The 26,036-nt window shown below is 43.4% G+C and carries 23 protein-coding genes and 1 pseudogene; 11 read left to right on the forward strand and 13 right to left on the reverse strand.

Translation table 11 applies throughout. The features are described from left to right. The first annotated feature begins 35 nt into the window (after positions 1–35). A complete protein-coding gene (locus tag BM135_RS05885; RefSeq protein ID WP_139204076.1) occupies positions 36–2,345 on the forward strand; it encodes a TonB-dependent hemoglobin/transferrin/lactoferrin family receptor in 2,310 nt (769 codons plus the stop codon). A 137-nt stretch (positions 2,346–2,482) separates the two neighbouring features. After that, the gene (locus BM135_RS05890) at positions 2,483–2,917 is read left to right on the forward strand and encodes a sigma-70 family RNA polymerase sigma factor (protein ID WP_092518754.1); all 435 of its coding nucleotides are present in this window, start codon (positions 2,483–2,485) and stop codon (positions 2,915–2,917) included. A 152-nt stretch (positions 2,918–3,069) separates the two neighbouring features. Here the strand turns inward: BM135_RS05890 and nqrM are convergent, their stop codons facing one another. The 11 genes from nqrM to BM135_RS16905 all read right to left on the reverse strand — a co-directional run bounded on the left by nqrM (position 3,070) and on the right by BM135_RS16905 (position 12,470). Then, positions 3,070–3,294: a (Na+)-NQR maturation NqrM gene (gene nqrM / locus BM135_RS05895; protein WP_092518756.1), complete on the reverse strand. Its 225-nt coding sequence runs from the start codon at positions 3,292–3,294 to the stop codon at positions 3,070–3,072. 16 nt (positions 3,295–3,310) lie between these two features. Beyond that, positions 3,311–4,339, reverse strand: coding sequence for an FAD:protein FMN transferase (locus BM135_RS05900; RefSeq protein ID WP_092518758.1), 1,029 nt, complete (start codon positions 4,337–4,339; stop codon positions 3,311–3,313). A gap of 91 nt (positions 4,340–4,430) precedes the next feature. Further along, the gene (gene nqrF, locus BM135_RS05905; RefSeq protein WP_092518760.1) at positions 4,431–5,657 is read right to left on the reverse strand and encodes an NADH:ubiquinone reductase (Na(+)-transporting) subunit F; all 1,227 of its coding nucleotides are present in this window, start codon (positions 5,655–5,657) and stop codon (positions 4,431–4,433) included. A 15-nt stretch (positions 5,658–5,672) separates the two neighbouring features. Continuing rightward, complete coding sequence (gene nqrE / locus BM135_RS05910) at positions 5,673–6,269, reverse strand: NADH:ubiquinone reductase (Na(+)-transporting) subunit E (protein ID WP_086107962.1); 597 nt, start codon at positions 6,267–6,269, stop codon at positions 5,673–5,675. A gap of 8 nt (positions 6,270–6,277) precedes the next feature. Next, a complete protein-coding gene (locus BM135_RS05915) occupies positions 6,278–6,907 on the reverse strand; it encodes an NADH:ubiquinone reductase (Na(+)-transporting) subunit D (protein ID WP_092518762.1) in 630 nt (209 codons plus the stop codon). Further along, complete coding sequence (locus BM135_RS05920) at positions 6,900–7,694, reverse strand: Na(+)-translocating NADH-quinone reductase subunit C (protein ID WP_092518764.1); 795 nt, start codon at positions 7,692–7,694, stop codon at positions 6,900–6,902. The genes BM135_RS05915 and BM135_RS05920 overlap by 8 nt, the downstream gene beginning before the upstream one ends. After that, complete coding sequence (locus BM135_RS05925) at positions 7,687–8,925, reverse strand: NADH:ubiquinone reductase (Na(+)-transporting) subunit B (RefSeq protein ID WP_092518766.1); 1,239 nt, start codon at positions 8,923–8,925, stop codon at positions 7,687–7,689. Before BM135_RS05925 ends, BM135_RS05920 begins: the two co-directional genes overlap by 8 nt. 3 nt (positions 8,926–8,928) lie before the next feature. Continuing rightward, positions 8,929–10,272: a Na(+)-translocating NADH-quinone reductase subunit A gene (locus tag BM135_RS05930; protein ID WP_092518776.1), complete on the reverse strand. Its 1,344-nt coding sequence runs from the start codon at positions 10,270–10,272 to the stop codon at positions 8,929–8,931. Between the two features lie 599 nt (positions 10,273–10,871). After that, entirely contained in the window at positions 10,872–11,639 is a 768-nt protein-coding gene (locus BM135_RS05935) for a class II glutamine amidotransferase (protein ID WP_092518777.1), read from the reverse strand. Positions 11,640–11,675: 36 nt separating this feature from the next. Beyond that, positions 11,676–12,257, reverse strand: coding sequence for a D-sedoheptulose 7-phosphate isomerase (lpcA, locus tag BM135_RS05940; RefSeq protein WP_092518778.1), 582 nt, complete (start codon positions 12,255–12,257; stop codon positions 11,676–11,678). 39 nt (positions 12,258–12,296) lie between these two features. After that, the gene (locus BM135_RS16905) at positions 12,297–12,470 is read right to left on the reverse strand and encodes a hypothetical protein (protein WP_175485982.1); all 174 of its coding nucleotides are present in this window, start codon (positions 12,468–12,470) and stop codon (positions 12,297–12,299) included. 513 nt (positions 12,471–12,983) lie between these two features. On the opposite strand from BM135_RS16905, the gene BM135_RS05945 reads away from it, so the two are divergent. Further along, on the forward strand, positions 12,984–13,778 hold the full coding sequence (locus BM135_RS05945) for an endonuclease/exonuclease/phosphatase family protein (RefSeq protein ID WP_422646132.1): 795 nt from the start codon (positions 12,984–12,986) through the stop codon (positions 13,776–13,778). A gap of 88 nt (positions 13,779–13,866) precedes the next feature. Here the strand turns inward: BM135_RS05945 and BM135_RS05950 are convergent, their stop codons facing one another. Further along, positions 13,867–15,252: an amino acid permease gene (locus BM135_RS05950; protein ID WP_092518780.1), complete on the reverse strand. Its 1,386-nt coding sequence runs from the start codon at positions 15,250–15,252 to the stop codon at positions 13,867–13,869. A gap of 169 nt (positions 15,253–15,421) precedes the next feature. On the opposite strand from BM135_RS05950, the gene queE reads away from it, so the two are divergent. After that, positions 15,422–16,093 (forward strand): 7-carboxy-7-deazaguanine synthase QueE, encoded by a 672-nt coding sequence (gene queE / locus BM135_RS05955; RefSeq protein WP_092518781.1) that lies wholly within the window; start codon positions 15,422–15,424, stop codon positions 16,091–16,093. Between the two features lie 34 nt (positions 16,094–16,127). Here queE and queD read toward each other — a convergent pair whose 3' ends face one another. Then, the gene (gene queD, locus BM135_RS05960) at positions 16,128–16,490 is read right to left on the reverse strand and encodes a 6-carboxytetrahydropterin synthase QueD (protein WP_092518792.1); all 363 of its coding nucleotides are present in this window, start codon (positions 16,488–16,490) and stop codon (positions 16,128–16,130) included. Between the two features lie 284 nt (positions 16,491–16,774). Between queD and cysJ the strand changes: the two genes are divergently transcribed. The 7 genes and pseudogenes from cysJ (at position 16,775) to cysC (ending at position 25,886) form a co-directional block, all read left to right on the forward strand. Continuing rightward, on the forward strand, positions 16,775–18,595 hold the full coding sequence (gene cysJ, locus BM135_RS05965; protein ID WP_092518837.1) for an NADPH-dependent assimilatory sulfite reductase flavoprotein subunit: 1,821 nt from the start codon (positions 16,775–16,777) through the stop codon (positions 18,593–18,595). 14 nt (positions 18,596–18,609) lie between these two features. Next, positions 18,610–20,349, forward strand: a complete 1,740-nt coding sequence (gene cysI / locus BM135_RS05970) for an assimilatory sulfite reductase (NADPH) hemoprotein subunit (RefSeq protein ID WP_422646131.1) — start codon at positions 18,610–18,612, stop codon at positions 20,347–20,349. Then, positions 20,346–21,080: a phosphoadenylyl-sulfate reductase gene (locus BM135_RS05975; RefSeq protein WP_092518794.1), complete on the forward strand. Its 735-nt coding sequence runs from the start codon at positions 20,346–20,348 to the stop codon at positions 21,078–21,080. The genes cysI and BM135_RS05975 overlap by 4 nt, the downstream gene beginning before the upstream one ends. A gap of 327 nt (positions 21,081–21,407) precedes the next feature. Further along, positions 21,408–22,793: pseudogene (gene cysG / locus BM135_RS05980) on the forward strand (siroheme synthase CysG); the annotation flags it as partial. A 133-nt stretch (positions 22,794–22,926) separates the two neighbouring features. Continuing rightward, entirely contained in the window at positions 22,927–23,835 is a 909-nt protein-coding gene (gene cysD, locus BM135_RS05985; RefSeq protein WP_092518798.1) for a sulfate adenylyltransferase subunit CysD, read from the forward strand. Between the two features lie 11 nt (positions 23,836–23,846). Further along, a complete protein-coding gene (gene cysN, locus BM135_RS05990) occupies positions 23,847–25,289 on the forward strand; it encodes a sulfate adenylyltransferase subunit CysN (protein WP_092518800.1) in 1,443 nt (480 codons plus the stop codon). After that, a complete protein-coding gene (cysC, locus tag BM135_RS05995) occupies positions 25,290–25,886 on the forward strand; it encodes an adenylyl-sulfate kinase (protein WP_092518803.1) in 597 nt (198 codons plus the stop codon). It begins immediately after the preceding gene. Positions 25,887–26,036: the final 150 nt, after the last annotated feature.

Raw genomic sequence — 26,036 nt, forward strand, 5'->3', positions numbered from 1 at the left:
AAATAATATTTACTTGATCATATTTCAGGGAATTTATGAAAAATAATAGTCAAAAATTAGAAAAACGCCCAATCGCTACCATGATTCAGAAAATTTTAAGCGGCGCACTCTCAGGAACATTCGTATTAGGGGCGGCTTTCGCCAGCCCTGTTTATGCTACTGAAAATTCTACAGAGCAAAAAACGGAAAAGAAAAATGAGGTGATGAAATTACCTACACTTTCTGTCGTTGAGAGTTTACACAATAGCACCAGCGCGGGAAGTTCAGTACTCAAAAAAGCGGATATTGATCGGACTCAGGCAGATAACATTGCTCAATTACTCGACCAACTTCCCGGTGTTTCGATGTCAGGTTCTCCGCGTTCCGGTGGGCAAACCCTGAATATTTGGGGAATGGGAGACCAAGAAGATATCAAAATCACGTTGGACGATGCACCAAAAGGATTCGAGAAGTACCGTCAGGGTTCTGTCTTTATTGAACCTGAATTAATCAAACGTGTAGACGTTGATAAAGGACCACACAATTTGCTCAATGGTAACGGTGGATTTGGCGGTTCTGTCAAAGTTGTGACAAAAGATGCTGGCGATTTGTTGCGCCCAGATGAGGACTGGGGCGGCTTTGTCAAACAAAGTTATCACACCAATGACAGGCAGTGGATTAATAGTGGCGCAATATACGGCAGAGATCCCAACGGTTTTGTTGATGGCTTACTCTATGTCAGTAAGCGCGACGGGCACAATATTAAACGCCCTGATGGCACCCGTTTTGAGTACTCTCAAAACAACCAAACATCCTATTTATTGAAAACCAATATCTATCCCAGTGACACACATACTATCAGTTTATCTGCCATGCGCTCTGAATCAGATGGCTGGCAGCCTTGGGCGGCTAAACGGGATAAAATGAATTTACCTTCCGCCTACGACATAAAAGAATATGGTTGGGATGGTGCCTGGAAAAGAAAACTGGTTTTTCGTGATCAAGTCGATCAGAACTACACTGCCAAATGGAATATCGCGCCGGAAGATAACCCACTGCTAAATCTGACGATGACTTATGCCTATTCAAAAACCAAGCAAAGCGATCGCCGCCAGGAAAATGCGTCAATCTATCTCAGTGGGGTAATGGGGAATAAAAGCTGGGTTGATTACACCGATAATCTGGCTGATATCAACAATAAAAGCGCATTTTCAACAAGTATAATCGAGCATGAATTACTGGTAGGAACCCGTTGGCATAAAAACGAACGCAATGTACTAATGTTCGATAAAAGCAAAATAAAGAATAAAAACTATAACTACGGTTATTATCAACCAGGCTATATGCCTGCTGGAGATCAACTAACTTACAGCTTATATATTCAAGACTCTCTGAAAATAGGCAGCGTGACCATAACGCCGGGTGTTCGCTATGACCATGTCAAAAATATGGGTAGAGAAAATGATGCATCCACATATAACGATAAATCACCAGAAGTAAATCATGACTATAGCAGTGTAACCTATACTGGTTGGTCACCTCATTTAGGCATTATGTGGCAAGCAAATAAAAACCTTTCATTGTTTGCAGATATCAGCCGTACATGGCGTGCACCAATAGTTGATGAACAATATGAGGTACAAGGGCTAGGCAGCCTCAAAGGCTCCAGCCGTAATCTTAATGTTGAAAGAATGACCGGAGTACGCCTCGGCGCAATTCTCGATTTCAATAATGTGATGCTTGAAGATGATAGTCTGCAAATTCGTACCACTTTATTCCGTAACCGTGGTAAGGATGAGATCTTTAAAAAACGTGGAGTTTATTGTAAAGCCCAAGCCGATGGTTTAGTGCCATACAATGAATGTGAAAAACCACAGGCAAACTATCGCAACCTCCCGGGATATACTATCAAGGGGCTGGAGATAGAAACCTTCTACGACAGCCGCACACTCTTCGGAAAATTGTCTTTCTCTACTCTGCGTGGTCAGCGTGATACTCCTATGAATGATCCATGGACAGGGCATAAAACTTGGATTGCGGAAATACCACCAACTTCTGCACATGCCATGTTAGGTTTCAAAATTCCACAGTGGCAATTGGCTATGGGCTGGAAAGGCGACTTTATCCGTAAGCAAGACCGTTCACCTGTAGATGGTGCTCTAGAAGCAGATTCTTGGCAATTACCAGCAAGCAAGGGATATTCCCTACATGGCCTGTTTGCAAGCTGGCGTCCTTCTTTTATCAAAGGCTTTGAAGCACGGATCACCATCGATAACCTGTTCAACCGTGATTACTATCCGTACTTGGGAGAAGCGGTTTCAGGAATTGGCCGTAATTACAAGTTCAGTATTTCACAACAGTTCTAACTGACATTTAGCCACACAATACCTAACCCCCTTAAAAATTAAGGGAGTTAGGTTTAGAATGCTGCGTTGACTTCTCCCGAACAAATACAAATAATAATCATTATCATATTTATCCTATCCTATCAGGCAATATCATCATGGCGGTGCAAAAAAGTACTTGTCCAAATCATGCCGAAGATCTCTCCCATGAGATTTTTATTAAATTGATGCAATCTTCGGATCTTGAGAATATCCGCCAGCCAAGAGCATTTTTAATGACGATAGCCCGTAGAACCCTTGCCAATTACTGGCGCAGGAAAAAACTAGAAGATAATTATCTGGAATATATTAGGGTAATGCCTACAATTTCATCACATTCTTCTGAAAATCAACTCGTACTGTTAGAACAGTTAGAAAAGATAGATAAAACTCTGGATGAACTTCCGACAAAAGTTCGACAGGCATTCCTACTTACTCAACTACAAGGCCTACGTTACAAAGAAGTTGCAGAAGATTTAGGCATCTCAACAAGTTCAGTGAAACATTACTTAAATCAAGTCCACAGAAAATGCCATCCTTTCGACATGCCTTGAATAAAATGTTTAGAGCTGAATATCTTGAGCAAAATGCCTTGAACAAGCATCTCTGAATAGGCAACAAAAACCCGCTATTTATTCTGGCAGCGGGTTACTTTTTCTAATTGCACATGTATTGGATGACAAATATGTTGGGCTGCAAAACAACATTACAGAATACGATTCTTTTCCAACTGTGCTTGACGGGTAGCTTCCCTTACCATACGTTTTTTGCGCGCATCACAGGGTTCAGGACAATCGCAAACTTTTTCTACGCCGATGCTTCCCAAGCCACCACAGCTTCCTTGAATACTCTTACGCTTAAAAATATAGCCCAGCGCCATTCCTGCAAATGCCAACAGAAAAAAGATAAAAGCAGCAATAAAGACTTCCATAACCTTTTTCCCCTCTCTATTTCTTCTGTAAGTATGCCTTAAAAGCCGTACTATAATGTTCTTCAAAACCTTCTTTGGTTTTGACAATCATAAAGACCGGGATATTCAGCTTTTCAGCCACTTCCATTCCTTTCTCTGGCCCTAAGACATCTAAGCCTGTGGAAAAACCATCTGCACTCATGCAAGTCGGTGCTATCACAGTAATTGAAACCAAATTATGTGTTATCGGCCTGCTGGTTTTAGGGTTAATGGTGTGAGAGTAACGCACGCCATTCTGTTCAAAATAGTTTCGATAATCACCCGATGTTGCCACAGACATATTGCCCGGCTCAATGATCTCCTGAGCGCTCTGTGCCATGCCACCATCCGATGGTTTTTCTATCGCTATCCGCCATGGATTGCCTTTGCCATTGTTGCCCAATGTGCGCACTTCACCGCCAATATCAACCATGTAGTTTTTAATGTTCTGAGATTCCAGATATTCAGCTACCGCATCAACACCATAACCTTTAGCAATGGAAGAGAGATCGACATACAGTTCAGGGATGGATTTAATCAGATTATTACCTTCAACAGACAAGTGATTAATGCCTGTCCACGCTCGGCGAGTCGCTAGCTCCTCATCCGTCGGTGCTTTAGTAATTCGCCCTTCCGGCCCAAATCCCCACAGATTCACCAATGGGCCAACAGTGACATCCAGTGCACCTTCTGTCAGCTTATTGATTCGAATAGCTTCTTTGACAACTTTCGCTGTGGCGGCAGATACTGGAAACGGTTTATTCACTTCACTGCTTTGATTAAAACGACTTAATTCAGAATTTGGCCGATAAGTGGACATCTGATCGTTCACTTCTTCCAGCAACCGATCAATCTCTTTTTGCAGGTTTTCTGGGGCAGGTGCAGACGAGTCAGCAACATATTTAACGGAGTAATACGTTCCCATTGTTTGCCCATTCAGGTTTTGCTGCTCTGGGCCGCCACACGCTGCCAGCAGCACAACCGAAAATAACAACACACTCCAGTGGATAATTTTTTTACTCAGCATAATTCACTCTTTCTGACCCATTTTGGTTCTTTCTGAATCGTCAGCGCCCACAAAAGTGGGCGCTTATCATTAAATCAGAATGTTACAAACATCAGCCGCCGAAGTCATCCAGCATGATGTTTTCATCTTCTACACCGAGGTCTTTCAGCATCTTAATAACTGCGGCGTTCATGACCGGAGGCCCACACATATAGAATTCACAGTCTTCTGGTGCCGGATGATCTTTCAGGTAGTTTTCATACAGGACATTATGAATAAAGCCTGTATAACCATCCCAATTATCTTCCGGCAAAGCATCTGACAATGCCACATGCCATGTGAAGTTCTCATTTTCTGCCGCCAGCTGATCGAAATCTTCGGTATAGAACATTTCACGCTTAGAACGTGCACCATACCAGAAAGTGATCTTACGTTTGGAACTCAAACGCTTGAGCTGGTCGAAGATATGAGAACGCATTGGTGCCATACCTGCTCCACCACCGATGAAAACCATTTCTGCATCAGTATCTTTCGCAAAGAACTCACCAAATGGGCCAGAAATCGTTACCTTATCACCCGCCTTCAGTGACCAAATGTATGAAGACATGATACCCGGAATAACATCTGGATTTCTTGGTGGTGGCGTTGCAATACGCACATTCAGCATGATAATGCCATGTTCTTCTGGATAGTTCGCCATTGAATATGCACGAACCGTCGGCTCTTTCACTTCAGAGACATAACGAAACAGATTGAATTTATCCCAATCTTCGCGGTATTCCTGTGGTACTTCATAATCCGCATAACGGGCAACGTGTGGAGGACATTCAATCTGAATGTAACCACCTGCCCGGAATGGCACCACTTCCCCATCAGGAATTTTCAGCTTCAATTCTTTAATGAAAGTTGCTTTGTTATCGTTGGAGATAACTTCACACTCCCATTTCTTAACACCGAAGATCTCCTCTGGCAGCTCGATTTTCAGGTCTTGTTTAACATTAACCTGACATGCCAATCGGCAGCCTTCTTTTGCTTCACGCTTATTGATGTGGGAAAGTTCCGTTGGCAGGATATCACCACCGCCTTCACTGATTTTCACACGGCACTGACCACAAGAGCCGCCGCCGCCGCACGCAGAGGAAACGAAAATCCCTTGGTTGGAAAGCATATTCAACAATTTGTCACCAGCGGGAGCAGAGAAACTCTTGTCCTCATCGCCATTGACTTCAACTTTAATATCCCCGGTGTTCACTAACTTAGATTTTGCGAACAAAATCAATGCCGTCAGTACTAACACAATCAGGGTAAACATTACTACGCCTAAGATGATTATATCCATGAATTCTTCTCGCCTTTAGAGCTGCACACCGGAGAAGGACATAAAGCCCAATGCCATCAAACCGGTGGTGACAAAGGTGATTCCCAATCCTTTCAGACCTGCCGGAACATCCGCATATTTCATTTTTTCACGGATCGCAGCCATCAGAACAATCGCCAGCATCCAACCCATGCCTGAGCCGAAACCGTATACGATGGACTCTCCGAAGTTATAGTCACGCTGTGCCATGAATGAAACGCCACCGAAAATTGCACAGTTCACTGTAATCAACGGCAGGAAAATACCCAACGCGTTGTAAAGTGCCGGAACATAACGGTCTAAGATCATTTCCAGGATCTGTACCAGTGCAGCAATTACCCCGATAAAGGTAATGAAGTTCAGGAAGCTCAAATCCACCCCATCCATCAAAGCCCCATCACGGAGTACCAGATTGTAGACAAGGTTATTGGCAGGAACGGAAATTCCCAATACAACAGTTACAGCTACACCCAGGCCAAAAGCCGTTTTAACGTTCTTTGATACCGCCAAAAACGTACACATACCGAGGAAGAAAGATAGCGCCATATTCTCGATAAAGACTGCGCGGACGAACAAACTAATATAGTGTTCCATTTTGTTTGTTACTCCTTCTCAACCTGCGCAGGTTTCAGAGTCCGCAGACCCCAAATCAGCATACCAATAATGAAGAATGCACTCGGTGCCAGAAGGAACAAGCCATTTGGTTGATACCAACCACCATTTTTGACAGATTCCAGCACCGTAATACCGAACAATTTCCCTGAACCAAACAGTTCACGTAAGAAACCAACCAGCAGCAGAATGACGCCATAACCCAAACCATTACCAATACCATCCATGAAACTTTCAACTGGTGGTGCTTTCATGGCGTAGGCTTCAGCACGTCCCATTACAATACAGTTCGTGATGATAAGACCAACAAACACCGATAGTTGTTTGGAAATTTCATAGGCATAAGCCTGCAAAATCTGGTCTACCACGATAACGAGCGATGCAATGATCGCCATTTGCACAATGATTCGCACACTGCCTGGAATGTAGTTACGAATCAATGAAATGAAAAAGCTAGAAAATGCTGTCACTAATGTCACAGCAATAGTCATAACCAACGCAGTTTCCAGTTTGGTGGTCACAGCCAGTGCCGAACACACCCCCAGAACCTGCAATGCAATTGGGTTATTATCAAACAGCGGCCCAAGAAGGACGCGTTTTATCTCTTTACTATCAACCATCTTTCAAGGCTCCCTCGCGTACTTTTTTCAGGAATGGGCCAAAACCATTATCACCCAGCCAGAAATCAAACATATGCTGAACACCGTTAGAAGTCAGGGTCGCGCCGGATAGACCATCTACACCATAAGGGTTATCACCAGCACCACCACGAACAACTTTAATTGCTGGCTCGCCTTGTGGGTTATAGAGCTTTTTACCTACCCACTGCTTACGCCATTGTGGGTTATCAACTTCACCACCCAAACCCGGTGTTTCACCCTGAGAGTAGTAAGTGATGCCATGAGAGGTTATGCCATCTATATCAATGGCAACGAAGGCATACATCATTGACCACAGGCCAGAACCGTACACTGGCAAAACCAGTTCAGTCGTTTTGCCTTGCTCATCCTTAACCAGATAAATTTCTGCCATATTGGCACGGCGGCGAATTTTCGCCAGATCCTGCTCTGGTAATAAAGCGATACTGGTTTCGTCACTGCGCAGAGCATTATTCAGGTCGAAATCGCCGCTGCTTTTTTCCAATGTCGCTGTTTTCAAGTCAAGTAATTCAGGCTGAATACGGCTGCTATAGATTTCTTTGATTTCTGCAGCCGTCATGCCCGATTTTAACAAACCAGCCACTTCCAGAATATTACGCTGTTTATCCAGCAGTTTCTGTTCCTGCTGCTGTGCTTTCAAACCTACAGCTGACCCAGCAACCACAATTGAACATACAAGGCACAGCACAAAAACAACGAGAAATGTCCTGCCGATGCTGTCATTATTTTTTGGTTTATCATTAGCCACGGGCTTTTCTCCGCTTAATATTGGCCTGTACGACCAGATAATCGAACAGTGGCGCGAACAGGTTAGCGAACAGAATCGCCAACATCATTCCTTCTGGATACGCTGGGTTTACGACTCTGATCAAAATACACATAACACCGATCAGAATACCGTATGCCCATTTACCTTTATCCGTAAACGCAGCGGATACAGGGTCAGTAGCCATAAAGATCATACCGAAAGCGAAGCCTCCCAGAACCATATGCCAGTACCAAGGCATAGCGAACATTGGGTTAGTGCTGGAGCCAATCACATTAAACAGGTAAGACATTGCAATCATACCGATCATTACACCAGCAACGATGTGCCATGAAGCGATACGAGCAAACAAAATTATGGCACCACCGATGAAAATCATCAGAGTGGATACTTCACCAATTGAACCGGGAATGTTACCAATGAAAGCGTCCATCCAAGTGATTGGCTGCCCGGAAATGGTATTCATCAAGCCATGGCTACCCGCAGTTGCCCATTGAGACAAAGGCGTTGCACCAGAGAAACCATCAGCTGCAGTCCAGACCAAATCGCCAGAAATCTGGGCTGGATAAGCAAAGAACAGGAACGCACGACCAGCCAAGGCTGGGTTAAGGAAGTTACGACCAGTACCACCAAAGATTTCTTTCGCAATCACTACGCCGAAAGTAATCCCCAAAGCAGCCTGCCACAATGGCAGGGTTGGAGGAACAATCAGTGCAAACAGAATGGAACTGACAAAGAAGCCTTCGTTGATTTCGTGTTTACGGATAATGGCAAACAAAACTTCCCAGAAACCACCAACGACAAAAACAACCGCATAAATTGGCAGGAAGTAGGTCGCTCCCAACAGCATTTTACTGCCCCACCCTGCATCTGGTGTCAATGACGCACCAAGATACTGAGCAAGTACATAATGCCAATCAGAAGACAGAACCTGCTGTAAGGCATCTCCATTATATAAATGAGTCAGGGCTGGTATTGCCTGATTCCCGACGTTATACATTCCCCAAAACATCGCAGGGAAAACGGATAGCCACACCAAGATCATCATGCGTTTGAGATCAATGGCATCACGAACATGGGCACGCCCTTTTGTTACTGTACCCGGCGTGTAGAAAACTGTGCTTACTGCCTCATAGAGAGGATAATATTTTTCCAGTTTGCCGCCGGCCTCAAAGTGATGCTCTACTTTTTCAAATAAATTTTTCAGGCCCATGAGTTACCCTTCCAGCTCAATCTTAGTCAGCACGTCACGCAGTACTGGACCGTACTCATATTTGCCCGGGCAAACATAGGTACACAATGCCAAATCTTCTTCATCCAACTCCAGACAACCCAGCGCCTGAGCACTATCAGTATCGCCTGCAAGCAAATCACGCAATAGGTGCGTTGCCATGATATCCAGTGGCATTACACGCTCATAGTTGCCAATTGGCACCATGGAACGTTCCCCACCATTTGTTGTGGTTGAGAAAGCGAAACGTTTCTTTTTCAGGAAATGACCAATTGTGGTGCTGGTAATAGAAAACTTATTAATGCCCGGAGCGATCCAACCGAAGAGCTCTTTTTCCCGACCTTCTGCAAGAACGGAAACTAATGTATGGAAGCGGCCAAGATAATGGCGGGCATCATCTGATTTTGTACCACACAATACGGAACCAGAAATGATACGGTTGTCACCTTCTTTCAACTGATTTTGCGTCAATTCCAGCAAATCAGCGCCCAGTTGGGTGCATACCAAGCGTGGTGATTTAACCTGCGGCCCAGCCAGAGATACTACACGATCAGTGTAAAGTTCGCCTGTGGTAAACAGTTTACCGATGGCAATGACATCCTGATACCCCAGATGCCATACCATTTTCTGAGCACTGACAGGTTCAATGAAATGAATATGAGTACCAACCAAACCTGCTGGATGCGGGCCAGCAAACTGGTTATATATAATTTGAGCGTTATTTCCTGCTGTTGGAATATTTCCAGCGCCGTGGCAGACGTGGATTTTCCCATCTGTCAATTTTGACAGAACATTCAGGCCATCAACAAAAGCCTCTTCCTGAGTTGCAATAACGACTAAAGGATCAGCAGCCAGTGGCTGAGTATCCATTGCCGTAACAAAGATTGCCTTTGGTATGGAACCGGGAACAGGAGAATGACTGAAAGGACGTGTACGCAATGCTGTCCACAGCCCTGACGCAAGCAGATTTTTCTCTACCTGTTCACGGCTCAGGCCAGCAAGTTCAGCGCGTTCGTAGCGATCAAACGTAACTTTCTCATCACCATTCACTTCAATAACGACAGATTGCAGAATACGGCGCTCACCACGCCCAATGGTTACAATTTTACCGCTTGCAGGACTAGTGAAAATAACCCCTGGGTTCTTCTTGTCTTCAAAAAGAATTTGCCCTTTTTTAACATGCTCACCTTCCTTAACCAGCATAGAAGGACGCATTCCAACATATTCTTCGCCCAGTAAAGCGATATGACGAATTGTTGGACCGTCTTCTATAACTTGGGCAGGCTCTCCTGCTATCGGGAGGTTGAGTCCTTTTTTAATTTTTATCATAAGATTTGCACAAGTTTATCAGTTAAATCATATACTACAGATAGCCCTACGGTATTCCCTTAGGGTAATGCAGCGACTTCAATAATAAAAAACACCTTGAGCGATATATATCTCAGGTTATTCACTCCAATAATCGTTACAATTTTCTCTTAATTTTCGCCAGCGGCAATTCTAACATCTCGCCCACTGACTGTCTGATTAATCAAGTGACTTGGCTCAAGCAAATAAGAATAATTTCTCTGCTGAACTGTCAACCACTCGATAAAAACGAATTATCGACTCGCCTTTCTCTACATAAAGGCAATTTTCAACTGAAAAGTAACCTCACAAGAACAGGATATTACCGCTATCTTTTACTCATCATTTCATCAAAAAATTGCTATCTCAATCCTGATATTTCACCTAACTATCAGATTATGTTATGAAAAAATAGTTTTTTGGCTTTCATTAAGCCTATTACTATTAACCCAGCGTGTAAATATTCTCTATTTTCACGCCGGGTTAATATATCAGTACGCGGAAAGTGCATTTCATCATGGGCAATATGTTGTTAATGTAAACCCAAAAAATCAGCTCCCCTTATAGAATAGAATAATGAATCAGACTATCCTCTCTCCAAGATGGAATAGTGCGTAGTTATCTGGTTCGATACGATGCCAAGATTCATTTCCAGTTAAAGGTTGAGTCGCAATCACTGATACTACATCCCCTGATTGGGTGTGCTGCTGAAAGTCAATTTCAACATCCTGATCAAGTAATTTAGCCCTGCCGAAAGGAGCACGACGAGTAATCCAATATAATTGGGTCGAACAGTAAGCCATGACAAACTGTCCATCCGACAACAACATATTGAAAACACCTTTTTTTCTCAGCTGATGGGCCAGAGAGGCAATAAACTTAAATACTGCCGGCCAGTTGGAAGGCCGCTTAGGATATTTCAACGATAATTGATGCAATATCCAGCAAAATGCCCATTCACTGTCTGTCTCCCCAACCGATCGGTAACTACCCGTTTTCAACTTATTGTATCCCTTAAGTTGACCATTATGGGCATAAGTCCAGTATTTTCCCCACAACTCACGGGTAAATGGATGGGTATTGACCAGAGAAACATTACCTCTGTTTGCCTGACGAATATGCGCCACAATCACTTCTGATTTGATCGGACAGCCTTGTACAAATTGAGCCACAGGTGAATGACAACTGGATTGATGATCTTTAAACGTTCTGTATCCCAATCCCTCATAGAAGGTAACTCCCCAGCCATCCTTATGAGGGCCGGTATGCCCACCACGCTGAATTAAGCCACTCAGACTGAAAATAATATCTGTCGGCACGTTGGCATTCATGCCAAGTAATTCACACATTGCCTACCTCTAACGCCTATTCCTAATAAACAGCAATCAGGCTTTTACCATTTCTTTTTCAATTAATTGAATCAAGATATGAATGACTTTGATATGAATTTCCTGAATACGGTCTGCATAACCAAAATGAGGTGCCCGAATTTCAACATCTGCCGTACCTGCCATTTTTCCACCATCCTTGCCAGTCAGCGTAATAACTTTCATACCCTTGGCACGGGCTGCATCAACCGCTTTAATGATGTTGCCAGAGTTTCCCGAAGTCGAAATGCCCAGTAATACATCACCTTTTTGACCGACGGCTTCAACATAGCGAGAAAATACATAGTCATAACCAAAATCATTGCTCACGCAGGATAAATGGCTAGGATCGGAAATCGCAATGGCCGGATATCCCGGACGATTTTCACGGTAACGGCCTGTCAATTCTTCCGCAAAATGCATGGCGTCACAATGCGAGCCACCATTACCACAGGAAAGCACTTTTCCCCCAGCCTTGAATGAATCAGCTAACAAAACAGCAGCTTTTTGAATCGCATCAATATTTGCATCATCGTTAAGGAAATTAGCCAACGTATCTGCGGCCTCGGATAACTCACTGCGGATCAGTTCTTGGTACATGGAACTTATACTCCTGAAAGGTCTTCGGAATTAATAATACTAGTCGATCAGTGTAACGGATTCCCCCCCTTGAAAGAAGATATCATCACATCGCAGTAGAATTATTGCCCGCTGTGTCTTACCACAATAGTATTTAATAATACTGATTTTTCCTTGTGCCACCTTGACAATCACATCCACGGTGAGCGGGGCTTTAGCATCCATCATAATCATTCTTCACGTCCCCTGATCCCCTGAATACGCACACTGAAACAGTCAGAGGATCACAGATTAAATAGAGCCGTCAATTTCCCTTGATGTTCACATTATTTCAAGAAAGCCTCTGAGATGCATGACAAAATCATCGGTACTTTCATTGAGTGTGAATATTATGTTTAAGGGATTTCAACGGATTGAATACATGATCCGAAATTATTGGGAGAAAACCCAAAATCAAAATCTAAGATATATTTATAAGCTTCAAAGTAATAAACCTTATTTAGTTTAAAATGACAATCCTCAACTCTTTTGATGGATTTTAGTTTTTGGAATATATTTTGTTCAGAACAAAATTCATAGCAAGGGACTATTATTTCCGTATTTATCGGATTGATGACAAAAATATCAAATTCATTTGTATAAAGTGTATTTTTCTCACTATCGAATGGGGAGCGTATAGCGGAGGTAAGCTTGGAAAGAAAAAGCTACGCGAGAAGGCTGTATGAAAGAAAGCTTGTAAATATGAGGATGAGATATGCGAAAAAAAATTATGCTATGCGATATATCGCGGGTCAGCCTGTAGAACAAGTTTTTCCTACTTCTAAACAACTATTAGAAGAAGCCGCGTTGCCACGTGGGGAACCGATTCTTGCCAGCAATAACGAACTTTCTATCGCTATTTGGAATATCTATAAGCAGCAACGCCCATTATGGCAAAGTGTTCTGACTTCGTTAATCGAGAAGAGTGACCTTATCTTACTGCAAGAGGCGCAAACGACCCCGGCTCTCTTGGAATTCATTGCAGCTAGCGGATTGGTTGCGGATCAGGTTCCTGCATTTGCTATCCCTCAGCACCCATCAGGTGTGATGACATTAGCATCGTCTTCACCGATATATTGTTGTCCACTTCGTGAGAAAGAACCGATACTCAGGTTATCTAAATCATCATTAATCACGGTTTATCCGTTGCCAGATAAACGTCAGTTGATGGTGATAAACGTGCATGCCATTAACTTCAGTCTTGGTATAGATGTTTATAGCCGGCAATTAAATAATATTGGTATCCACATAAGCTTACATAATGGCCCCGTAATTTTTGCTGGAGATTTTAATGCATGGAGTCGGCAGAGATTAAAAATACTGGAACGTTTCGCACGCCGTATGCAATTGAAAGAAGTGCATTTTAATGATGACCATAGAACGATTGTTTTTGGTAAGCCGTTGGATTTTATTTTTTATCGTGAATTAAAAGTTTTGAGTGCAGAAGTTGTAATGACAGGAGCTTCTGATCATAACCCCTTGATGGTGAATTTCTCTTTGTGATGATAGCTGACAAAAAACTTGTTGCTTTAGCGGAAAAAGATAAAAAAGCGTCAGAAATCACCGACGCTTTTTGAAAAAAGATTGATTATTATCGATTAGCAGAGCGAGTTATTGGTAGCTTCTTTTTCACACCAATAAAATAGGCTAGAGTCAGAATCAATACCCAACCTATACCAACATATAACGCATTTCTTGTTAGCTCAAAATAGCCCAGCAATACAATGATGCTGACCATAAAGACGATCGTAATTACAGGGGCAATTGGCCACATCGGGATTGGAAATTTCAGTGTCTTAACTTCTTCCGGGCTCATTTGGCGGCGCATGGCAACGTGTGAAACTAAAATCATCAGCCATACCCAGACGGTTGCAAATGTGGCGACAGAAGCGATAAGAATGAAGATTTCTTTTGGGATCAGATAATTCAGAACCACACCAAGTAACAGAATTGCAATCATGACAAGAACAGTCATCCATGGAACACCATTGCGCGTTAGTTTCTTGAATGACTTGGGGGCTTGCCCTTCCTGAGCCATACCATACATCATCCTGCCTGCACCAAAAATATCACTATTAATAGCAGAAATAGCGGCAGTAATTACTACCATATTCAGAATATTTGCGGCTGAATTAATTCCCAAATTGGAAAAAATCTGTACGAATGGGCTTGTATTCGGAGTAATTTGATCCCATGGATAGATGCTCATCAGGATACACAGGGTCAAAACATAGAAGATCAAGATACGGAATGGAACAGCATTGATTGCTTTAGGGATCGTTTTTTCTGGATTTTTCGCTTCACTAGCAGTGATGCCAATGACTTCTATGCCACCAAAGGCAAACATAACAATAGCAAATGAAGCTATCACTCCACTGATGCCATTTGGCATAAAGCCGCCATGTTCCCATAAATTGGATAGACCAGTTGCATGCTCTGTTGCTTGCCCGAACCCGTAAAACATAATGGCAAGACCACCGATAATCATGGCAATGATGGCGGTAACTTTAACGATCGAAAGCCAGAACTCCATTTCACCAAAGATTTTTACGTGACACAGATTCAAGGCACCAATAAAACATACAATCCCCAGAACCCAAATCCACTGATCGACATGTGGGAACCAAAGCTTCATATATGCGCCGAATGCGGTAACATCAGCCAGGCAAACAAACAGCATTTCAAGAACATAGATCCAGCCCGTTAAAAAACCGGCCAAAGGTCCCAGATAATGGCTGGCATATTGCGAAAAAGAACCAGAAACGGGATGGTGAACGGCCATTTCGCCAAGTGCTCTCATCACGATAAATACGGCAGCACCGCCGATTAAATAGGCCAGCAATACAGCGGGGCCAGCTTGCTGTATTGCTGTTGCTGAGCCATAAAACAGCCCCGTGCCTATTGCAGAGCCTAAAGCCATGAAGCGAATGTGCCGCACGCTCAGACCCTGTTTAAGCTGATTTTCATTATTTTGCATTCGTTATTCCCATCTATCCTTTCATGCCTGAGAGTATTTTAGGCATACGATGCTCTGCCTGGCTTGAGATGCCAGTAAAAGCAACCTCGTACGATATCATAAAGATGGATGTTCGCGGGATAGATATCTGTAATAATAACGGGCAGTTTATTAAAACCAGAGTTTTTTTATGATTTACCCAATAAATGAAATCTTCCAAACATTACAGGGAGAAGGAGTGTTTACCGGTGTGCCTTCGGTTTTCATTCGATTACAGGGATGTCCGGTAGGGTGCAGTTGGTGCGATACCAAACATACGTGGGAAAAAGAGACTGATAAACAACAGTCTATGGATAATATTTTACTGAAATCGCAAGACAGCGATCTGTGGGGTGTTGCTACCGCAAGACAGTTGCTGAGTATATTCACTCGTCAAGGCTACAGTGCGAAACATATTGTCATTACCGGGGGAGAACCGTGCTTATATGACTTGCGTCCTTTGACGGAAACACTGGAAAGTGAAGGCTATCAATGTCAGGTAGAGACAAGTGGTACACATACGATTCAGTGCACTGACAAAACTTGGGTAACGGTTTCTCCTAAAGTGAAAATGCGCGGGGGGTATCAGGTTTTGCCTGAGGCCATGAAGCGTGCCGATGAAATCAAGCATCCTGTCGGACGACAGCGAGATATTGAAGCATTGGATGAATTATTGACTATGCTTGATGGAAATCCTATTCCGTTTATTGCGTTACAACCAATTAGTCAGAAAGAAGATGCAACCCGCCTGTGCATCGAAACCTGCATTGCCCGTAATTGGCGTTTTTCGATGCAAACCCATAAGTATTTGAATATCGCCTGAATTTCATTCAGCACCAGATTCTGGTGCTGAATCCTTATTCGCCTCGATAGATACAACCTGCGCTACAGGTTTCTTTGACCATCACAGCACTGAGTTGAGGCAGCGTCGGTTGTAACTTTTCCCAGATCCACTTGGCCAAGACTTCGCTGGTCGGATTTTCAAGCCCGGGGATTTCATTGAGATAATGGTGATCGAGCTGTTCCCAGATCGGTTTAAAAGCAACTTTTACATCGGCAAAATCCATTAGCCAGCCACTGTGAGGATCGATTTCTCCGGTGACTTCTAGACGTACCATAAATGAATGCCCATGCAGACGCCCACATTTATGTCCATCTGGCACGTTTGGAAGATGATGTGCTGCTTCAAATTGAAAATCTTTAAAGATAGTTGTACTCATTGTGCTTTCCCCTGATTTCAAAAGGTCGGCTATTCTACCTGAACTTTACAAGCTTAACGTGATTTTTCTGGAGATAAAAAGCACAATCCTTAACGACTTTATCGATATATTAAATCTGTAAATAAAGTTAGGCGTTTTAGTTATGAGATATTGCGATCCTTTCTTTAAATACCTCCCCTATTCTGGGATAACCTGATAATTAATCCATGTTTATGATTCCTACATTTTTTACATATGTTTTTTACAACATGGATCGCGGCTATATAGCAAAGGGCACTGGGAAAATGACAACAAAACCACCTTCAATTGCATTACTACCTGTTTCTCCAGAACAATTATCACGCTTGCAATCTGCAATTAATGATTTTTCACCACATCAATTAGCTTGGTTATCTGGCTATTTTTGGGGAATGGTGAATCACCAACCACAAATTGAGATGGAAGCATCTGATGTTTCCGAACAAGAAACAGTGACTTTGCTTTCTGCATCGCAAACAGGCAATGCCCGTCGTTTAGCTGAACAACTAAGAGATTCACTATTGGCTGAAAATCTCAACGTAAATCTGATTAATGCGGGTGACTATAAATTTAAACAAATTTCCCAAGAACGTGTATTGATTATTATTGCTTCGACACAAGGTGAAGGTGATCCTGCTGAGGAAGCTGTGGCACTCCATAAATATCTCCATTCCAAAAAAGCCGCGTCAATGAAAGAGACAGCGTATGCCGTATTTGGTCTTGGGGATACATCGTATGAAAATTTCTGTCAGTCAGGGAAAGATTTTGACAATCGTCTGTATGAGCTTGGGGCACAGCGTTTGCTGGAGCGTGTTGATGCTGATGTGGAATACCAAGAACAAGCTGATCAATGGCGCCAGAAAATTACGGGAATTTTGAAACAGCGTTTGCCAGTGCAGGCAAAACCGACTATTTCACCGATAGCTTCTTCATCGGTAACTTCTTCATCAATAGCTTTTTCACAGGTCATTTCAGCGCACATCAAAGAAACGCCTCTAACAGCTACTCTGTCGGCTAACCAGAAAATTACGGGACGTGGATCTGACAAAGATGTTCGCCATATTGAAATTGATTTGGGGGATTCAGGATTGAGCTATCAGCCAGGGGATGCCCTTGGCGTTTGGTTTGAAAATGATCTGGCTTTAGTGGATGAATTAATCACCTTGCTTTGGTTGAAGGGTTCAGAACAAATCAATGTGCATGGAAAGTCACTTCCACTGCGTGAGGCTCTGATCAGCCATGTAGAGCTGACTCAGAATACCGGCGTGATTGTTGAAAAATATGCCGCATTGGCGAAAGATGAAAAACTGTTGGCATTAATCGCGAACAAACAAGCATTGCAGCAATACGCCCAGATAACACCGATTGTAGATATGGTCAGAGCTGTTGCTGCACATCCAGAAGCCCAGCAATTTATTGACTTATTGCGTCCATTGACACCTCGGCTCTATTCCATCTCCTCCGCACAATCTGAAGTGGAAAACGAAGTCCATATTACCGTGGGAGTGGTTCGTTATGACATAGAAGGGCGTACCCATACAGGCGGAGCGTCAGGTTATTTGGCGGATCGCTTGCAGGAAGATGACAACATCCGGGTTTTTATCGAACAAAACAACAATTTTCGTTTACCGGCTGATTCGGATGCACCAGTCATCATGATTGGGCCGGGAACGGGGGTTGCTCCGTTCAGGGCATTTTTGCAACACCGTGACAGTCAGGGGGCTGAAGGTAAAAACTGGTTGATTTTTGGTAACCCGCATTTTGTCGAAGATTTTCTTTATCAGGTTGAATTCCAGCGCTACATGAAAGATGGCTTATTGACCCGCATTGATCTGGCATGGTCAAGGGATCAGCAACACAAAGTGTATGTACAAGACAAAATACATGAACAGGGAGAAGAAATCTGGCGCTGGATTCAAGAAGGCGCTCATCTGTATGTATGTGGCGATGCGAATCGCATGGCAAAAGATGTAGAACAAGCCCTATTGGACATCATTTCACAACATAGTGGCATGGATGCTGAACAGGCTGATGAATTCTTGAGTGAATTGCGCCTTGAGCGCCGTTATCAGAGAGATGTTTACTAACATGAGCAATTAACATGAGCAATGTGAGCAAAGAAAAACAAGGACCTTTGATTGTTGAAGGCAAACTTGCAGATAGTGAACGCATGAAGTTGGACAGCAATTATCTGCGAGGGACAATACGTGAAGACTTAAAAAATGGGCTGACAGGTGGATTTGAGGGCGATAATTTCCTCCTCATCCGTTTTCATGGAATGTATCAGCAGGATGATCGTGATATCCGGGCAGAACGCGCAGAACAAAAGCTCGAACCGCGCTATGCCATGATGTTGCGTTGTCGCTTGCCGGGGGGAATTATTACCCCAAACCAGTGGTTGGGCATTGATCGGTTTGCGACGGAAAATACATTGTATGGCAGCATTAGATTGACTAACCGACAAACATTTCAGTTTCATGGGATCTTAAAAGATAACCTCAAGCCAGCACACCAATTATTGGCACAGATAGGGTTAGATTCACTGGCTACCGCCAATGACGTCAACCGAAACGTGCTGTGTACATCCAATCCGGTGCAATCTGCTTTACACCAACAGGCTTATGAGTGGGCGAAAAAAATATCGGAACATTTACTGCCCCGTACCAATGCGTATGCTGAAATCTGGTTGGATAAAGAAAAAATTGCGACAACCGATGAAGAACCTATTCTTGGTACTACTTATCTGCCACGTAAGTTCAAAACATCAGTAGTTATTCCGCCACAAAATGATGTGGATTTGCATGCCAACGATATGAACTTTGTCGCTATTGCAGAAAATGATCAATTGATCGGTTTTAACGTGCTGGTGGGAGGGGGATTAGCCATGACCCACGGCGATAAAAAAACCTTCCCACGACTGGCGAGTGAATTTGGTTTTATCTCACTGGAGCATACACTGGCAATTGCGGAGGCGATAGTTACAACCCAACGTGATTGGGGCAATCGAACCGAGCGTAAAAACGCGAAAACCAAATATACTCTTGAACGTGTGGGTATCAAAATCTTTAAAAAAGAGGTTGAAAAACGTGCTGGCGTGAAATTTGAAGCAATTCGCTCATATAAATTCACAGGTCGGGGGGATCAAATTGGTTGGTTAAAAGGAGTTGATGATCAATGGCATCTGACCTTATTTATTGAAAATGGTCGTTTGCTGGATTATCCCAACAAACCATCAAAAACAGGTATTGCAGAAATTGCGAAAATACACAAAGGAGATTTTCGTCTGACGGCTAACCAAAACCTGATTGTGGCAGGGATACCTGAGAGTGAAAAATCGCGGATTGAAGAAATTGCCCGTGGTCATGGTTTAATTGATGATAGCGTGACAACTCTGCGTCACCACTCTATGGCTTGTGTTTCATTTCCTACTTGCCCATTAGCGATGGCCGAAGCAGAGCGTTTCTTGCCAACTTTTGTCGATCACGTTGATGCGTTGATGGAAAAGTATGGTGTTGGTGATGAAGAAATCATATTGCGTGTTACAGGCTGCCCGAATGGATGTGGCAGGGCGATGCTGGCAGAAATTGGGCTGGTGGGTAAAGCGCCTGATCGTTACAACCTGCATCTTGGTGGGAACTGCATTGGTGACCGAATTCCTCGTATGCACAGGGAAAATATTACCTCAACAGAGATTCTTGAGATACTGGATGAATTAATAGGCCGCTGGGCATCAGAACGCCATGTTGATGAATGCTTTGGTGATTTCCTGATCCGCGCAGATATTATCAAGCCAGTATTGAACTCAGCCGTCGATTTTTATGACTGGCAGGAGGCAGGATGAGCCAGCTAAATTTATCGGCGCTGGTGGAATTGACACCAGAGCAACAAACCACATCATTGGCAGAAATCAATCAACAACTGGAATTGTTGGATGCCCATGAGCGCGTGAGATGGGCATTGGAAAATTTACCCGGTGAATTTGTGCTTTCCTCTAGTTTTGGCATTCAGGCAGCAGTTTGCTTGCATCTTGTGACACAGGAGTATCCTGATATTCCTGTGGTTCTTACCGATACGGGGTACTTATTTCCTGAAACTTATCAATTTATCGATAAGCTAACTGAAAAACTCAACCTGAACTTGAAGATTTTTCGTGCAGACCACTCTCCGGCTTGGCAAGAAACACGTTATGGCAAGTTATGGGAGCAGGGAATGGAAGGGATTGAACGTTATAATCAAATCAACAAAGTTGAGCCGATGAATCGGGCATTGAAAAACCTGCAAGCACAAAGTTGGTTTGCAGGTTTGCGGCGCCAGCAATCAGCAAGCCGTACCAAGTTACCTGTGCTGGCAATTCAACGGGGTGTTTTCAAAATTCTGCCCATTATTGATTGGGATAATCGTCAGGTACATCAATACCTGACAAAACATGGTCTCGAATACCATCCATTATGGGAGCAGGGTTATCTTTCTGTAGGGGACATTCATACCACCCAAAAATGGGAACTGGGCATGGATGAAGAACAAACCCGTTTTTTTGGTTTGAAACGCGAATGCGGTTTGCACGAAGGTTAAATTAATATTATAGATCACAGCAATTTTCTACTGGGCAGCGAATCTTGTAAAAGAAGCGCTGCTTTCGCGCGTGCTGAATATTTTGCTTAATTGGTCTTATAACATTTGGTATTTAATGTAATAAAAAAATCAGCTTATGCGATTCAGGAACAAATAATTACTTTTTATCATTTCATAACTTGATCACGGCCTCATATATTCATTCTTTAGTCATCATAATAATTAAGAGTTCATACCCTATATTTTTTCAGGTTACTGTTTGGTTATTTGCGTAGCTTGAAACTCTTTGGGTATATCATGAAATAGGCTCTAACACGGGATGGTATCGTGGACTATTTACCTTTATTTATTGAGCTCAAAACCCGAGCTGTACTACTGGTGGGAGGCGGAGAAGTCGCTTCCCGCAAAGCAGACTTATTGCTTCGTACCGGAGCCGTATTAACGATTGTCGCTCCTGAACTGCATGTAGAACTGCAACTACGCCATCAAAAAGGAGAATTTGAGTGGTTACAAGGAACGTTTAAAACAGAATATCTTGATGGCGTATTTTTGGTGATTGCCGCGACGGATAATCACAATCTAAACCAACACATTTTTTCAGAAGCCAATAAGCGCGCTATCTTGACCAATGTCGTAGATAACCAACCACTTTGTTCAGCAATTTTCCCATCAATCATTGATCGCTCACCGATTATGGTGGCGATCTCATCGGCTGGGAAATCTCCGGTATTAACAAAATTATTGCGGGAAAAGTTAGAATCCTTGCTCCCATTTAGCCTTGGTACGATGGCAAATATTGCGGGGCGATGGCGGGAACGTGTGAAACAGCGTTTTAGCTCCATACATCAGCGACGTCACTTTTGGGAAAAGGCATTTAATGGGCGTTTTGCCACATTGATTGCCAATGGGCAATTACAGCAGGCAGAAGAGCAACTTGAACAGCAGTTGGTTCAAAATGATTCTCATACCCAAGGTGAGCTAGCGCTGGTAGGTGCAGGGCCGGGCGATCCGGGGCTTTTGACATTAAAAGGGTTGCAGGTGATCCAGCAAGCTGACGTCGTTCTTTATGACCATTTGGTTAGTGCAGAAATTCTGGAATTAGTTCGCCGTGATGCAGATAAAATTTGTGTTGGGAAAAGAGCGGGCAATCATTCAGTGGCACAGGAAGAAACCAATGCACTCATCGTCAAATTAGCGAATCAGGGGAAAAAAGTGGTTCGTCTGAAAGGTGGCGATCCATTTATTTTTGGTCGTGGTGGAGAAGAGCTACAAATTGCGGCAGCAGAGGGGATACCCTTTCAAGTTGTGCCCGGTATTACAGCAGCATTGGGAGCTTCTGCTTATGCGGGTATCCCATTGACCCATCGAGAGCACGCGCAAAGTGTCACCTTTATTACAGGACATTGCCGTGAAAATGGCAGTGAATTGGATTGGCCTGCGCTAGCACGAGGCAATCAAACACTGGCAATTTACATGGGAACCATAAAAGCCGCTTTAATCAGCCAAAAGCTGATTTCACATGGTAGAGACTGCAACACCCCCGTTGCTGTAATTGGTTGTGGCACTCGTCCAGAACAGCAGGTACTAACCGGAACCTTATCCGAATTGGAGCGATTGGCCCAAGAAGCGCCATCTCCCGCCTTGCTGATAATCGGAGAGGTGGCTCAATTCCACCATCAGATAGCCTGGTTTGAACAGAAATCAGTTGTTCAAAAACAGTCCGCGAATCAAAAGCAATCTATTGTCCAAACACAATCTATTGTTCAAACACAATTAACTGAACAAGGAAATGCTGCTGGTCAAGTAAATCACCCTGCTGTGATTGATTTAGTATAAGGAATGCTCAATGGACGAAAAAAGACTGACACACTTACAACAACTTGAAGCTGAAAGTATCCATATCATTCGGGAAGTGGCTGCTGAATTTGCCAACCCTGTCATGCTCTATTCAATTGGCAAAGATTCCTCTGTGATGCTACACCTTGCACGCAAAGCGTTTTATCCGGGAAAACTGCCTTTCCCTTTATTGCACGTGGATACAGGCTGGAAATTTCAGGACATGTATGACTTCCGTGATCGCACAGCGGAAAAGTATGGCTTTGAATTGCTGGTTTACCGTAATCCACAAGGAGAGGCATTGGGTATTAATCCTTTTATTCATGGCAGCGCAAAACATACCGACATCATGAAAACAGAAGGATTGAAGCAGGCTCTGGATAAATATGGTTTTGATGCCGCATTTGGCGGAGCACGGCGTGATGAAGAAAAATCACGAGCCAAAGAACGCATCTACTCATTCCGTGATCGTTCCCATCGTTGGAACCCCAAGAATCAACGCCCTGAACTTTGGCGCAACTATAACGGCCAGATTAACAAAGGGGAAAGTATCCGTGTCTTCCCGTTATCCAACTGGACAGAGCTGGATATCTGGCAATACATCTATCTGGAACAGATTGATATCGTTCCTCTTTATTTTGCTAAATCCCGTTCGGTTGTTCGGCGTGATGGAACATTGCTCATGGTTGATGATGATCGAATTGACCTGAAAGCCGGGGAAGTGATTAGCCAGCACAAAGTGCGTTTCAGAACACTAGGTTGCTGGCCGTTGACAGGGGCTGTGGAATCAGAAGCAGAAACGTTGCCGGAAATCATAGAAGAAATGCTGGTATCAACCACCAGCGAAAGGCAAGGGCGCCTGATCGATAGTGATCAGTCAGGTTCTATGGAACTGAAAAAACGTCAGGGTTATTTTTGAGGAGTCCAAATATGCCAGCACTTGCACATAATGAAACCATTGCTAGTCAGATCAAGCAGCAAGGTGGAGTTGAAGCCTATCTTCGGGTACAGCAGGAAAAAGGATTACTGCGCTTTTTGACCTGCGGCAGCGTGGATGATGGTAAAAGTACACTCATTGGTCGCTTGCTGCATGACACCCGCCAGATTTATGAGGATCAACTTGCAACTTTACAAAGTGATAGCAAGCGAATAGGGACTCAGGGAGAAAAACTCGATCTGGCGTTATTAGTTGATGGATTGGCCGCTGAGCGAGAACAAGGCATCACCATTGACGTAGCATACCGCTATTTTTCTACGGAAAAGCGTAAATTCATCATTGCGGACACGCCGGGGCATGAACAATATACCCGCAATATGGCTACAGGTGCCTCAACCAGTGAGTTATCCATTTTATTGATAGACGCACGAAAAGGTGTTCAGGAACAAACCCGCCGTCACAGTTTTATCAGTACATTACTGGGTATTCGTCACTTGGTAGTGGCAGTAAATAAAATGGATTTGATTGAATATCAAAAAGATATATTTGAACAGATCAAGCAAGATTATTTGAATTTCGCGGCACAATTGTTTACTGACCTAAATATCTACTTCATTCCAATCTCGGCATTGGAAGGGGATAACATCGTTACCCACAGTGAAAAAATGGCGTGGTATACGGGGAAAACTCTGCTGAGCATCCTAGAATCCGTGGACGTAAAAACAAAAGCGACGGAGCAGCCTCTGCGTTTTCCCGTACAATATGTGAATCGCCCTGATCTTGATTTTCGTGGATACAGCGGCACATTGTCGTCGGGGATTTTACGGCAAGGGCAGCAAATTAAAGTTATGCCATCTGGTGTTATTTCTACGGTGGAAAGAATTGTCACTTTTAACGGGGATCTCACATTTGCAGTGCCTGGAGAAACTATCACCATAGTATTAAAGGATGAAATAGATATCAGCCGTGGTGATTTGCTAGTCGCCGTTGAAGATCAAATGAAAGTGGCTCGCCATGCTTTAGTTGATGTTGTCTGGATGTCAGAACAGCCGCTGATTCAGGGGCAAAGTCTGGATATCAAAGTTGCCGGTAAAAAAAGCCGGGGCAAAATCGATAATATCCAATATCAGGTAGATGTTAACAATTTGACTCAGAAGGTTGCGGTCGAATTGCCCCTTAATGCAATAGGGCTGGTGGAGTTTTCATTTGATGAACCATTACTGCTCGACAGCTATGCACAAAATGCGGATATCGGTGGCATTATCCTGATTGATCGCTTAACCAATGTGACTGTAGGTGCAGGATTGGTGCGTGAAATCCAATTAGATGTTTACGAAGAGCCTAAAGAATACAGTGAATTTGAACTGGAATTTAACCAATTAGTTCGCCGCCATTTCCCGCACTGGGGAGTACGTGATCTACTGGGAGGGAAATAAGTGGCTCAGAATATTGTCTGGCATTCACATGCCCTGAACCGGGCACAGCGAGAAAATGCAAATAGACATCCTGCATTGGTGATTTGGTTCACAGGGTTATCTGGCTCAGGAAAATCTACCCTTGCAGGAGTATTGGAGCAGGCATTATTTTCACAGGGAGTCAAAACGTACTTACTGGATGGTGATAATGTTCGTCATGGTCTGTGCAGTGATTTGAGTTTTTCTGAAATCGATCGGCAGGAAAATATCCGGCGGATCGGAGAGGTCGCAAAATTGATGGTTGATGCAGGGCTGGTCGTACTGACGGCATTTATTTCTCCCCATAGAGCAGAACGGCAAAAAATACGCGCATTAATGGAAGAAGGTCAATTTATTGAAGTGCATGTCGATACACCATTGGCGATATGTGAATCCCGTGATCCCAAAGGACTATATAAAAAAGCACGAGCGGGAGAATTGCGCAATTTCACTGGAATTGATGCTGCTTATGAGGCTCCCGAACAGCCAGATGTGCATTTGGATGGCTCACAGCCTGTAGACTCTTTGATTGAAAAATTACTTTTTGTACTGAAAAACCGCGGTATCCTGCCTGCTTAACTACTATACCTAACAGACAATCACACCTAACAAACCATCATGAAACACATTATTATTGTTAGTGGAATAATGTGTTTCTACACTAATTTAATTCAATGCATTTCTATTATGTCGTGAAATAAGATCATATTTTGAAATGATGTTTTGGCT

Source organism: Xenorhabdus japonica (assembly GCF_900115195.1).
GTDB classification, from domain to species: Bacteria; Pseudomonadota; Gammaproteobacteria; order Enterobacterales; family Enterobacteriaceae; genus Xenorhabdus; species Xenorhabdus japonica.